Origin of the sequence: Lonsdalea quercina subsp. quercina, from assembly GCF_000688655.1 — a bacterium.
GTDB classification, from domain to species: Bacteria; Pseudomonadota; Gammaproteobacteria; order Enterobacterales; family Enterobacteriaceae; genus Lonsdalea; species Lonsdalea quercina.
This window is the reverse complement of sequence record NZ_JIBO01000015.1, coordinates 181,236-193,865: the sequence shown is the minus strand read 5'-3', so window position 1 is coordinate 193,865 and position 12,630 is coordinate 181,236. Positions and strand designations below refer to the sequence as shown.

10 protein-coding genes and 2 pseudogenes are annotated in these 12,630 nt (G+C 55.9%); 11 read left to right on the top strand and 1 reads right to left on the bottom strand.

The window, feature by feature from the left end:
- Window positions 1-16: 16 nt before the first annotated feature.
- The 9 genes from RZ35_RS14115 to RZ35_RS14075 all read left to right on the top strand — a co-directional run bounded on the left by RZ35_RS14115 (window position 17) and on the right by RZ35_RS14075 (window position 9,211).
- Window positions 17-1,558: a glutathione ABC transporter substrate-binding protein gene (locus RZ35_RS14115; RefSeq protein ID WP_026743899.1), complete on the top strand. Its 1,542-nt coding sequence runs from the start codon at window positions 17-19 to the stop codon at window positions 1,556-1,558.
- A gap of 17 nt (window positions 1,559-1,575) precedes the next feature.
- Window positions 1,576-2,496 (top strand): ABC transporter permease, encoded by a 921-nt coding sequence (locus RZ35_RS14110; protein WP_026743898.1) that lies wholly within the window; start codon window positions 1,576-1,578, stop codon window positions 2,494-2,496.
- A gap of 11 nt (window positions 2,497-2,507) precedes the next feature.
- Complete coding sequence (locus RZ35_RS14105) at window positions 2,508-3,407, top strand: ABC transporter permease subunit (RefSeq protein ID WP_026743897.1); 900 nt, start codon at window positions 2,508-2,510, stop codon at window positions 3,405-3,407.
- Window positions 3,408-3,417: 10 nt separating this feature from the next.
- Window positions 3,418-4,476: a DmpA family aminopeptidase gene (locus tag RZ35_RS14100; protein ID WP_026743896.1), complete on the top strand. Its 1,059-nt coding sequence runs from the start codon at window positions 3,418-3,420 to the stop codon at window positions 4,474-4,476.
- 10 nt (window positions 4,477-4,486) lie between these two features.
- Window positions 4,487-5,308, top strand: a complete 822-nt coding sequence (locus RZ35_RS14095) for a M55 family metallopeptidase (RefSeq protein ID WP_026743895.1) — start codon at window positions 4,487-4,489, stop codon at window positions 5,306-5,308.
- A 91-nt stretch (window positions 5,309-5,399) separates the two neighbouring features.
- On the top strand, window positions 5,400-6,362 hold the full coding sequence (locus tag RZ35_RS14090) for an isoaspartyl peptidase/L-asparaginase family protein (protein ID WP_026743894.1): 963 nt from the start codon (window positions 5,400-5,402) through the stop codon (window positions 6,360-6,362).
- Between the two features lie 406 nt (window positions 6,363-6,768).
- Window positions 6,769-7,677: a LysR family transcriptional regulator gene (locus RZ35_RS14085; protein ID WP_026743893.1), complete on the top strand. Its 909-nt coding sequence runs from the start codon at window positions 6,769-6,771 to the stop codon at window positions 7,675-7,677.
- A gap of 243 nt (window positions 7,678-7,920) precedes the next feature.
- Entirely contained in the window at window positions 7,921-8,784 is an 864-nt protein-coding gene (locus RZ35_RS14080; RefSeq protein ID WP_026743892.1) for a YicC/YloC family endoribonuclease, read from the top strand.
- A gap of 103 nt (window positions 8,785-8,887) precedes the next feature.
- A complete protein-coding gene (locus RZ35_RS14075; protein ID WP_026743891.1) occupies window positions 8,888-9,211 on the top strand; it encodes a helix-turn-helix domain-containing protein in 324 nt (107 codons plus the stop codon).
- Between the two features lie 333 nt (window positions 9,212-9,544).
- On the opposite strand, the pseudogene RZ35_RS17855 reads toward RZ35_RS14075, so the two are convergent.
- Window positions 9,545-10,660 (bottom strand): annotated as a pseudogene (locus RZ35_RS17855) (IS3 family transposase).
- A gap of 67 nt (window positions 10,661-10,727) precedes the next feature.
- On the opposite strand from RZ35_RS17855, the pseudogene RZ35_RS14065 reads away from it, so the two are divergent.
- Both RZ35_RS14065 and RZ35_RS14060 read left to right on the top strand, forming a co-directional pair.
- A pseudogene (locus RZ35_RS14065) lies at window positions 10,728-11,161 on the top strand (recombinase family protein); the annotation flags it as partial.
- Window positions 11,162-11,598: 437 nt separating this feature from the next.
- Window positions 11,599-12,630, top strand: a complete 1,032-nt coding sequence (locus tag RZ35_RS14060; protein WP_157755386.1) for a DUF4365 domain-containing protein — start codon at window positions 11,599-11,601, stop codon at window positions 12,628-12,630.

The following is a 12,630-nucleotide window of genomic DNA, read 5'->3' as shown; positions in this document are numbered from 1 at the left end:
ACGCAGGAGAGACACCATGCAACTACGACTTCGCCGTTCCACCGTCGCACTCGGGCTATCCCTGTGTCTGGCGGCCGCCGCCCAGGCGCAGGATTTACGCGTCTCCATGTATGCCGATATCACCGGGCTCGATCCGCACGATACGTCCGATACGCTGAGCTACTCCGTACAAAGCGGCATCTTTGAGCGCCTGTTCCAGTTCGACAGCGCGATGAAACTGGTGCCTAGACTCGCCACTGGCTATACCAGCAACGACAACGCGACCGAATTCACCATTACGCTGCGCGACGGCGTGACCTTCCAGGACGGCACGCCGTTTAATGCCGAGGCCGTAAAAGCCAACCTGGATCGCCTGAGCGACCAAAGCAAAGGCCTGAAACGCAACAGCCTGTTCAAGATGATCAAAAGCGTGACGGTGCTCTCGCCGTCGCAAGTCAAAATCGAGCTGGACGAATCCTTCGGCGCGTTCATCAACACGCTGGCGCACCCGTCCGCCGTTATGCACAGCCCGGCGGCGCTGAAACAGTATCCCGACGAAGCCCAGCTGCGCGTACATCCGGTCGGGACCGGCCCGTTCAAATTCAGCGAATGGCAGCAGGGCAAAGACGTCAAGCTGGTGAAAAACGACCACTACTGGCAACAGGGCTGGCCAAAAGTCGACAGCGTAACCTTCTACCCCGCGCCGGAAGACTCTACCCGCGTGGCCTCGCTGAAAGCGGGTCAGACCGACGTGGCCTATCCGCTACCGTCCGATCTGGTGAATACCGTGAAAAGCGACAGCAAGCTGGCCATTCAGAGCGACGCCGGAATTTACCTGTACTGGATCGCGATGAACAACCAAAGCCCGGTGCTGAAAGACGTCCGCGTGCGTCAGGCGCTTAACTACGCCATCAACCGCGATATCTGGCTGAAAGTCAGCTTCGCCGGTTTGGGAACGACCGCCCAGTCGCCGATGGCGCCGAACGTGCAGTTCTTCCAGCCGCAGACCGAAACCAACTACAGCTATAACCCGGCCAAGGCCAAGGCGCTGCTGAAGGAAGCGGGCTACGGCAACGGCCTGACGCTGAAACTGTGGACCACCAACCGCACCGATTACATCCGCAGCGCACAGTTCTTCAAGCAGCAGTTGGAGCAGGTCGGCGTCAAAGTGACCGTCACGCCGATGGACTCCGGGATGCGCGACCAGAAGCTGTGGGGCGTGACCGATCCGAAGAAAGCCGAATACGACCTGTTCTACAACGGCTGGTCTCCGTCTACCGGCGATGCCGACTGGGCGCTGCGTCCGCTGTACGCCACCGAATCCTGGGTGCCGACGTCCTACAACGTCTCTTACTACAGCAGCCCGGCCACGGATAAAGCTATCGCCGACGGTCTGGCCACCGCAGATGCGGGCAAACGCGCCGCCGCTTACGCCGAAGCGCAGAAGCTGATTTGGAAAGATGCGCCCGTCGTCTTCCTGGGCGCGCCGGACAATCTGGTCGGTAAAGCCAAAAATCTGTCTGGCGTTTACATGCTGGCCGATGGTTCGCTGATCTTTGATCAGGCTCAGTTCAAGTAATCACACAGGGGAGCGCCATGTTTGCCTATTTAATTCGACGTTTGCTGGAAATGATCCCGGTACTGCTGGTGGTCTCCCTGTTGGTGTTCGGTTTTATCAAGCTGCTGCCGGGCGATCCGGCACGGCTCTACGCCGGTCCCGACGCCACGGTAGAAGCGGTGGAAACCGCCCGCCAGCATCTGGGGCTTAACGATCCGCTGCCGCAGCAGTATCTCAATTGGCTCGGCGGTTTGGCGCACGGCGACCTGGGCGTGACTTACCGCACCCAGCAGCCGGTACTTAGCGTCATTCAAAAGAGTTTCATGCCGACGCTGTATCTGGCGTTAGCCGGATTCGCCTGGTCGGTGGTGCTCGGTCTGCTGATCGGCGTGCTGTCGGCGCTGAAGCGCGGCCGCTGGCAGGACTGGTCGTTGATGAGCCTGGCCGTGGGCGGCATTTCGATGCCCCCCTTCTGGCTCGGGCTGCTGCTGATCCAGTTCGTCGCCATGCCGTTCGGCGTCTTTTCCGTCGGCGGCTTTAACCAGCCGTCCGACCTGATCCTTCCGGCGCTGACGCTGGGCGCGTCGGTGGCGGCGGTGATGGCCCGCTTTACCCGCTCCGCCTTTATGGAGGTGATGCAGGAAGACTTCGTGCGCACCGCCAGAGCCAAAGGGCTGCGTAGCCGACTGATCGTCTGGAAACACGTCATGCGCAATGCGCTGATCCCGGTCATTACCATGCTCGGGCTACAGTTTGGTTTCCTGCTCGGCGGCTCCATCGTGGNGGAAAGCGTATTCAGCTGGCCCGGCCTCGGTTGGCTGCTGATCGAATCCATCAAGACGCAAGACCAGCCGGTGATTCAGGCGCTGGTGATGCTGTTCGTCTTTGAATTCATTGTGATTAACCTGCTGGTCGACCTGCTGTATGCGGTGGTCAACCCAGCCATCCGCCTGCGTTAGGAGCGACGACCATGACACTGCCTACTGAACCTGCCGTAGCCGCCTCCCCCGTGGACCCGTCGACCATTCGTTCGCCGTGGCGCGACTTCTGGCAAGCCGTACGGCGCAATCCGATGGCGATGCTGTCGGGCGGATTCATCCTGTTTCTCGTGCTGGTGGCGGTATTCGCGCCCTGGCTCGCGCCGTACAACCCGCTGGAGTCGGACTGGATGGCGCTAGCCTCTCCCCCGTCCGCCAGCCACTGGATGGGCACGGACGATCTGGGCCGCGATGTGATGAGCCGCATTATCTTCGGCGCGCGCATCTCGCTCTATATCGGTATTTTCTCCGTCACGCTGGGCATGCTGGCGGGCATCGCGCTGGGTCTGCTGGCGGGCTACTACGGCCGCTGGGTCGACATGCTGATCATGCGCGGTTCGGACGTTTTGTTCGCCTTTCCCGGTATGCTGCTGGCGATCGCGGTCGTGGCCATCCTCGGGCCGGGGCTGAACAATGTGATTATCGCCGTCGCCGTGTTCAGCGTGCCGGTCTTCGCCCGTATCGTGCGCGCCTCGACGCTGTCACTGAAGCAGGCGGCCTACGTCGAAGCGGTGCGCTGCGCCGGTGCGCCTGACCGCATTATCCTGCTGCGCCACATCCTGCCCGGCACGCTGTCCAGCGTGATCGTCTATTTCACCATGCGCATCGGCACCAGCATTCTGACCGCCGCCAGCCTGAGCTTCATCGGTCTGGGACCGGAACCGGATGTCCCCGAGTGGGGCAACGTGCTGGCGATGAGCCGCAGCATGATGATGGCCGGACAGTGGCACGTCAGCGTATTCCCCGGCCTCGCCATTTTCTTCTCGGTGCTGGCATTCAACCTGCTGGGCGATGCGCTGCGCGACACGCTTGACCCCAAACTCAACGGGTGAGGAGGCGAATATGAGCGCTTATCAACAGGCGCGGCTGAACGCGCTGCTACAGCGCTGGCGGGATGAACGCCAACTGGGCACCCCGCGATTTATGAGCGGTCCGCACAATGCGCTCAGCGATGTGCCCGGCGTTCGCGTTGGCCACAGCACGCTGGCGCAGGGCGAGATACAAACCGGCGTCNCCGCCATCGTGCCGCCCGGCGGCAACCTGTTCGTCCATCCCCTACCCTGCGGCGCGGCGGTGCTTAACGGCTTCGCCAAACCGGTGGGATTGGTGCAAATAGAAGAGCTGGGACAGCTGCACACCCCGATCCTGCTGAGCAACACGCTGGCGGTCGGGACGCTGTTTACCACGCTGGTGCGCGACGCCATCCGCCGCAACCCCGAGTTGGGCCGTTCACTGCCGACCGTCAATCCGCTCGCACTAGAGTGCAACGACGGCTGGCTCAATGATATTCAGGCGCTGGCCGTGACCGAAGCGATGGCGCAGTCGGCGCTCGACGATGCGGCTACGGCCTTCGCTCGTGGCAGCGTCGGGGCCGGACGCGGGATGAGCTGTTTCGGCCTCAAAGGCGGCATCGGCACAGCATCGCGATACATCATCGATTTGGACGCAACGCTCGGCGTGCTGGTGCTTGCGAATTTTGGCACCCTCGCCTCGCTGACGCTGGACGGTGTCCCGATGGGACAAGCTATCGCTCCGCTCCTGCCCGAACTGGCGCCACAGCGCGATGCGGGATCTATCATCATTATTATGGCGACAAACGCGCCGCTGGACGCTCGTCAGCTCAGCCGTATCGCCAAACGGGCGGGCGCGGGTCTGGGACGGCTGGGCAGTTACTGGGGTCACGGCTCTGGCGATATCGCCGTCGCATTTTCTACCTGTGCGACACCGGAGCCGCCCGACGACGAACGGCTGGAGCCGCTGCTCAGCGCGGCGGCGGACGCCACCGAACATGCGGTGCTGGACGCGCTGTTACAGGCAGAGCCCGTCACCGGCTTCCGCGACCATTTCCGCCCGGCGCTACCGCAGGTGCTGGACAAGCTGGCGCAACACATTTTTGAGTGAGGAAATTATCATGAGAGTCTTTATTTCAGCGGATATCGAGGGCGTTGCCGGCGTGATGCGCCCGGAGCAGTGCAGCCCCGGCCACCCGGAATATGCGCTGGCGCGCGCGCTGATGGAACAGGAAGTCAATGCCGCCATCGAAGGCGCCTTCGCCGGCGGTGCCAGCGAAGTGGTGGTCGCCGACAGCCATGCGTCCATGACCAACCTGCGAGCGGACAATATCGACCCACGCGCCCGTCTGGTGCAGGGCAAACCGCGCGGACTGTCAATGGTGGAAGGTCTACAGGAAAGTCCGTTCGACGGGCTGATGTTCATCGGCTATCACAGCGCCGCCGGGGAGCTCGGCGTATTGGCGCACACCATCAACAGCCGGGCCTTCTACCGCGTCAAAATCAACGGCGAAGTGATGGGAGAAAGCGATATTTACGCCGCAGCGGGCGCAGAGCTGGATACGCCTTTGTGGCTGGTTAGCGGCGACGACGTCTTGCAGCAGTGGATTAAACGCTACTACCCCGCGACCGGCTACGCCTGTGTGAAACGCGCTATTTCCCAGACGGCGGCCGAGTCCCTGAGTCCGGAAGAAGCCCGCAACGCCATTAGCCAGGCGGCGACCCACGCCGTCCAGCAGGCGCATCAGGAGCAAACGACGCGTCTACAGCCGCCTTATCGTCTGGAGATTATGGNGGCGAAGCCGGTGATGGCCGACCTATTCTGCCTGATCCCCCACGTCGAGCGGGTAGATGCGATCACCGTCAGCTACAGCGCGCCTAATATGGCGGAGATCATCAATCTGCTGTGCGCATTCTCCTATCTGGCCTCGACCCAGAACTAAATCCAACGCTCGGTCTGACGACATCGTCAGGCCGATACGCAGACAGGGAGCGCGGGCAAATCACAACGCGCTCCGGCTCCCGACGAGGAACATCATGAAACCGGTGATTGTGATCCACGGCGGCGCTGGCGCTATCGCCCGTGCCGCGATGAACAGTGAGAAAGAACAGCGCTATCGCGCCGCGTTGCAGGAGATCGTCCGCAGCGGTCAGGCCGTGCTGGCTCACAACGGCAGCGCGCTGGATGCGGTCACCGAAGCCGTACGGCGGCTGGAAGAGTGCCCCCTGTTTAACGCCGGCAAAGGCGCGGTATTGACCCACGAAGGCACACACGAGCTAGACGCCAGCATCATGGACGGGCGGACGCTGGACGCGGGCGCCGNGGCGGGCGTCAGCCACATCCGCAACCCGATACTGGCCGCGCGCAAGGTGCTGGAACACAGTCCGCACGTCATGTTTACCGCCGAAGGCGCGGAAAGCTTCGCCCAGCAGCACGGTTTGGAGATGGTCGAGTCAGACTTCTTCTTCACCGACGACCGCTATGAGCAGTTGCTACAGGCGCAGGCGAACGGCGGGGGGATCGTGTTGGATCATGACGGTGCAGGCAACCTATCCGGCGGCGATCCGATTGATCCGCACCATAAATACGGGACGGTCGGGGCCGTGGCGCTGGATGCGGCGGGCAATCTGGCGGCCGCGACATCCACCGGCGGCATGACCAACAAGCAGATCGGCCGCGTGGGTGACTCCCCCGTCATCGGCGCGGGCTGCTACGCCAACAATCGGACCGTCGCCGTGTCCTGCACCGGCACCGGCGAAGTGTTTATGCGGACGGTAGCCGCCTACGACGTTTCCGCGCTGATGGAGTACGCCGGGCTGCCGCTGGCGCAGGCAACCGAACGGGTCGTGATGAATAAAGTGCTGGCGCTCGGCGGTAGCGGCGGCCTGATCGCCGTCGACCATGCGGGCAATATCGCGCTGACCTTCAACAGCGAAGGGATGTACCGCGGCTATGGCTACGTCGGCGCAGAACCGGTGGTCGAGATCTATCGGTGAATGTAAATGCTCGCCCCCGATGGGGCGAGCGCGTTCATCCGTCAGGAAGCCGGTAGCATCCGTCTTCCGCCCAACAGCCGAAAAATAGCGGGGCAAATAGCATAGTCATGCCTGCCTACTTCTCCGATGACATCAGTCCCAACTGAATTCACCATTTTGGTGCAAACCGTGCTGTCAGTCAGTAAAGCCGCACCATCATGGAGAAAATCAACACGCCCTACCGACGACGCCCGCTCGCCGCCCTCTTTGATCCCTTCCCTTCATCGCTGGCCTTCGCCCTTTTCTATCCTAAGTCATAACGACATGGCGTAATTGTTGCATTTGCAACAGTCAGTTTGATGCGTTTCGCCTCCGACGGTTCGATTTCCNCCCGCCACACGTGGCAAAATGACTTAAGGTTCAGACTATGCGACTACGCCATATCGAAGTTTTTCAGGCCATTCTTCAGGCCGGCACCATTAGCGGCGCGGCGCGCTTACTGAATGTCTCCCAACCGAACGTCAGCCGGGTGCTGAACCACGCCGAGCAACAGCTTGGCTTTGCCCTGTTCGAGCGCCGCACGCAAGGCATGGTCGTCACGGACGAAGGCCACCGACTGATCCCGCAGGTACAGGCGCTGCATGAACAGCTCCAGTCCATCAATGCCCTGACGGAACAAATTCGCAAAGGACAAAGTCAGACGGTGCGTCTGGGCGCGGCGCATGCGTTCGGCCAGATGATTGTCGCGCCGGCGATGGTGGCCTTTCATCAACAGTCGTCGCGGGTGAACGTGGAGCTGGTGACCGAACACTTCAGCACGTTGTGTCAGGAGATCCAGCAACATCAGTTGGATCTGGCGTTGGTCTTCGGTCAGCAGGTGCCGTCCGATCTGGTCGCCGAACCGCTGTGCCAGTCCACGATGGTCGCGTTACTGCCGAAAGATAACCCGCACCAAGGCCCCGTCTCGCTAGAGTGGCTGTGTCAGAACAACTTATTAATGATGCAGCAGCAAGACCCGTTGGGCCGGGTGGTTCATCGCGCCCTCAACGACCGTGGCCTGCAACCCGCCGCCTCCCTGTTTATCAAAACCTATTCCGTCATCGCCGATATGGTGCTGGCTGGCGGCGGCACCGGGATTGTGGATTTGTTCACCGCGCGCCGTTACACCGACCAACTGAAAATTGTCCCGATTATTCAGCCCTTGCCGTTCGAGGTGATGATGATCAGCCGTCGCGACACGCCGCAGTCACGTGAGGCGCTACAGCTAAAACAGGTGCTGAAACACAAATGCGCCGAGCTGGCCAATCAGTGCGCCTCTTTCCTACTCGCGGCGTAAGTTTTCTTGCCTACGCTATCTCATAACGCAGTATGTACCCGCAAAAGCGCCGGTGGATCAGCCTGTTATTCACCGGCTTTATTTCGCTGTACGGCGACTGACGCGCCCATCTGACGCCAGGGAGAGGCCCTCTCGCATTTCCCGCGAACCCGCCCTGTTCCTTCACGCCGGACCGCTTTTGCTATCATGCCGTATCCCGCGACGTTATAATCCTTCCATCATTTTTCTGACAGGTATGCACCGATGATCCGTAGCATGACCGCTTACGCACGGCGAGAAATTAAAGGCGAGTGGGGAAGCGCAGCCTGGGAGCTGCGTTCCGTCAACCAACGTTATCTGGAAACTTACATCCGTTTACCGGAGCAGTTCCGCAGTCTGGAACCCGTGGTGCGCGAACGTATCCGCAACCGGCTGACGCGCGGCAAAATCGAATGCAACCTGCGTTTTGAACTGGATCCCCGCGCGCAGGGTTCGTTAATTATGAACGAACGACTGGCGAAACAGCTGGTTGAAGCCGCGCAGTGGGTCAAGATGCAGAGCGACGAAGGGGAAATCAACCCGGTCGATATCCTGCGCTGGCCGGGCGTGATGGCGGCGGAAGAGCAGGATCTGGACGCCATCAGCGCCGAACTGATGCAGGCGCTGAACGCCGCGCTGGATGACTTCATCGCCGCGCGTGAAAGCGAGGGCAACGCGCTGAAAGCGCTGATCGAACAGCGTCTGGCGGGCGTTAGCGCCGAAGTCGCCAAAGTTNGCGCGCATATGCCGAACATCCTGCAATGGCAGCGTGAAAAGCTGGTCAGCAAACTGGAAGACGCGCAGGNGCAGCTGGAGAACAACCGGCTGGAGCAGGAGCTGGTGCTGATGGCGCAACGCGTCGACGTCGCTGAAGAGCTGGACCGTTTAGAAGCGCACGTGAAGGAAACCTACAAAATACTCAACAAGCACGAAGCCGTCGGCCGCCGCCTGGACTTCATGATGCAAGAGTTCAACCGCGAGTCCAACNCGCTGGCCTCCAAATCCATCAACGCCGACATCACTGCCTCCGCCATTGAGCTGAAGGTGCTGATCGAGCAGATGCGGGAACAGATTCAGAATATTGAGTAATTTCCACCCTGTTCTACTGACTGCCACTCCAAAGATACCAACGACATGGATACTACGATACTCGTAGTATCCAGCTCAGGCAAAAACTACGATTTTCGTAGTCATGAAAACAAGACTTAATTATCAGGACATTTTTTGTCAACGGCTTAAGCAGGCGCGCAATGCCAAAGGACTTTCGCAAAAACAACTTGGTATTGATGCCGGGATAGATGAGTTTGTCGCCAGTACGCGCATCAATCGCTATGAAAGAGGCATACATCAGGCCAACATTGAGACGATCCAATTGCTGGCAGAGGTGCTGGAATTACCGGTCGCTTATTTTTATACCGCCGATGACGAGCTGGCCGAACTGATACTGGCGTTTCAGGCGTTACCCAATGAGGAAAAACAAGAGATCCTGGCGATGGTAAAAAGCCGGGCTGAATAGCGTCGCTAAAGGCTGTTTTTTCCTCCCCCTTTCCCTCGGCTAATAAAAAACAGACTACGGCTCAAATCAGCCATTACGCAGCTCCCGGTTATTTTCCCACCAGCACCACATTGCTATCACGTAAGCGCTGTATGAAGTGAAACTAATGCATCATGGAGGCATTCGTTAACAATTGAAGGCCGCAGACGATTGCGCCAGCTTATAGGAGTGTTGTACTTGCAAAAAGCCGTTGCTTCACGCAGAAAAAACGGGATACAGGCCTAAGGTGTCGAGGTAAGTTAATCCTACCCACGTAATGTGGACACAGTCCTAAGCGAGGTTCTGGTTTTCAAATTATTTCGGGCTGAGACCGCCACAAGCACTGTGACGACGCCAGCGATTGTCATCACATTCAATATAATTAAATACCGTCGTCCGCATTATTTCCCGGCTGATAAAACGCTCGCCGTGGATACATTCTACTTTCAGTGAGTGGAAAAGCTTTCCGCACACGCGTTATCGTAGCAACAACCTTTTAAGCCCATACAAGTTATGCCGCTTCAGCAATGCCTGATAATCCGCTGAGCAGTACTGCCCTTCGCGATCTGTGTGGACGATGACAGTTTCCGTCCGTTTACGCCGCCACAACGCCATTTGTAATGCACTGCAGGCGCAGTTGTGCTGTCATCCTTGATGACATTACCAGCCGATAACGGCCCTCGACCACAGATCGATGACGACTGCCAGATAAAGCCAGCCTTCATCAGTACGTTAGTACATGATATCACCCGACCATTTTTGATTAGGACCGCTGGCGTAAAAATCCTGTTCCAGTAGATTCTCCAATACAGGCAGACCATGCTCACAATAACTGACCGGGCTGAACCGGCGTGCAGCTTTTGCCCGCTGGGCCTGAAGGCGAAGGCTGGCAGCCACGCTTTTCATGTTGTAGCAGTAACCCTGAGCATGCAGTTCATCGGCCAGACAGGGAGCGCCGTAGCGTTGCTTTGCCTGCCAGAAAGTTTCATGCACGGCTGCTGTCACAGCGGCTCCTGAACTGCCGACGAACGCTGTCACGGTGCGCCGATTTTGCCATGCATACCAGCCGCTGCGGGCCACACGTAGCACCCAACACATGGCTTTGATACTAAACTCAACCTGATGTTTATCGATAAAGACATACTTCACTTCAGGCGCTTCGCGAAGTATGTCGCGGCCTTTTGAGAATAGACGGTTCTTCATCGCGCTCTGCCAGTTGGCGTTTCAGGTGGGCAGTTTCAGCGGCCTGCTTGTTTTCCCTGTCGGAAAACGTCATTTGCTGCGCCAGTTATAGAGTTGCGATTCATACAGGCTAAGTTCGCGGGCAGCGACAGCCATACCAATGCGCACAGCAAGTTTGAGAGCTTCACCGCGGAATTCGGGTGTGTACAGTTTACGGGACGGTTTAGTGGTTGATACTAGTTTTGCCACGAGTAATCACCGCTGGTTGAGAGTTTACTCACTTAGTCGCGTGTCCACTATTGCTGGTTAGGATCACGACTTTTGGTTTACTGATGTGGTCAGTGGGAAAGTTCCGGCAATTCAGCGTAAGGTGTTTGCTGAAATGCTTGGCAAAATTCGAACAGGCAAAACGCTGGTTGTTGCAAAACTCGATCGTTTGGGGCGCGATGCTATTAATGTGCTCCAGACCGTCCGACTGTTATCTGATCACCGCATCAAGGTGATCTTCCACCAGCTTGGCAATACGGATCTCACCTCAACTACTGGTAAGCTGCTACTGTCTATGCTGGTCGCAGTTGCGGAGATGGCGCGTGACTTGCTAATAGAACGCACTCAGGCGGGGCTGTCACGAGCAAAAGCGGAAGGCAGAAGNTGGGAAGACCGTGGCGCGATTTTAGAGAAAAAATGGCGGATCCAAGTGTCAGTGCGTTAGCACGAGAATATGGCGTTACTAGAGCGACTATAGCGTCAAACATGCCCTTAAACGGGAGCAGGGCGTCACAACATGAGAGGGATGAGATTGATGCCATTTATGATGGTGCTGTAGATTTACTGAGTAGCTCATGATCGTCATAATGAGATAAGAGCATAGTAATTATTATAGGAGGTGTAAATGTCGATTGTTCTTCCTGTGAGATTAGATAGCGAAATATTAATTTCGAACGAAAATGATTCGTTTTCGATAACTCAATTATCAGATTTTTGTCTAACTGGTAATTATGATTTTTTTGATTTGTCTGGGATGCCAATAAAGGTGAATGGTTATGACTCTTCACATGAAAATGAAGGTAGAGGACTGAGAATAACCAATCTATGTGGGACTCTAAATGGAGAGATTCTCAAGTTATGTCCAAAATGTGGTCAGGTCAAGAACTTTTATCATTATGGAGTTTCATATAGAACGACTAATGAAAAAAGAGACCAAAGTGAATGTGAGGTTTGTAGAAGTAATTATCAAAAAATTAAATTCTGCTAGGTATTTTTTTATGACAAGAGTAAGTTCTGAATCCCACATTGGTGAGCTCGGCTCAGCTTTTTTACAATATCTATGTAGCAAACAAGAAGTAATTTACCGTCCAGTTAGGATTTTTGATGTTGGTATAGATGCATTTATTGAGCCCCAAGTGGGAAATATTGCTACAGGAGCAATGATAGGAGTTCAAATAAAAACAGGGAAAAGTTTTAAAACAAGTTCAGGTCGCTATTCTTTCAAAAGTGATAAAGCTCATTTTGAATATTGGTCTAGATGCACTTTACCTATCATAGGTGTCGTCTATGATCCTGAGGATGAAAAAGGTGTTTGGGTTAATTTGAGCGATATAGCTAAGGACAGGCTTACCAATAAAGGGCCATGGGTAATTAATCTTTCGATTCAAGAACACTCATTAGACTCTGACAGCTTGCAAACACTTATTGATAGCGCTGAATTAACAAGAATTAAAAAAGATTTTATTAAATTCTCTTACTTAACCATGCCTCAACCGAATAAAAATAAAGAGAAAGATTCCTTTAAAAATTTGAGCACCATCTCATCTCATACTGCATGGGATGAACTCTTAGATACTTTTCTTTCCCTTCTTTATGATGACAGAATTGTTGCCGGTGCTGGTTATAGATTAAGTTTATATTTCCCCGAGGGAAAAAGTGATTTTCGCTATCAATACCTAATAAAAAGATTGTCTTTGCTTAATGATGTCCAGTTAATCAAAATGATATTTTCAGTGAAAGTTGCATTGGATGATTGTTGTGAGCATGTGGCAGAGCATATATGTGATATAATGAGACATATTCCCGACATATATTTAAGGTTAGAAAGTATTGTTTTCAATAATAACTTGAGTAATGATGTGAATGTTGTTGCTATTCAATTGATTGAATCTTTATCCGAATATGAACGTCAAGATTTATGGGACATGATTAGTAATAAGAGGTTGTTGTAA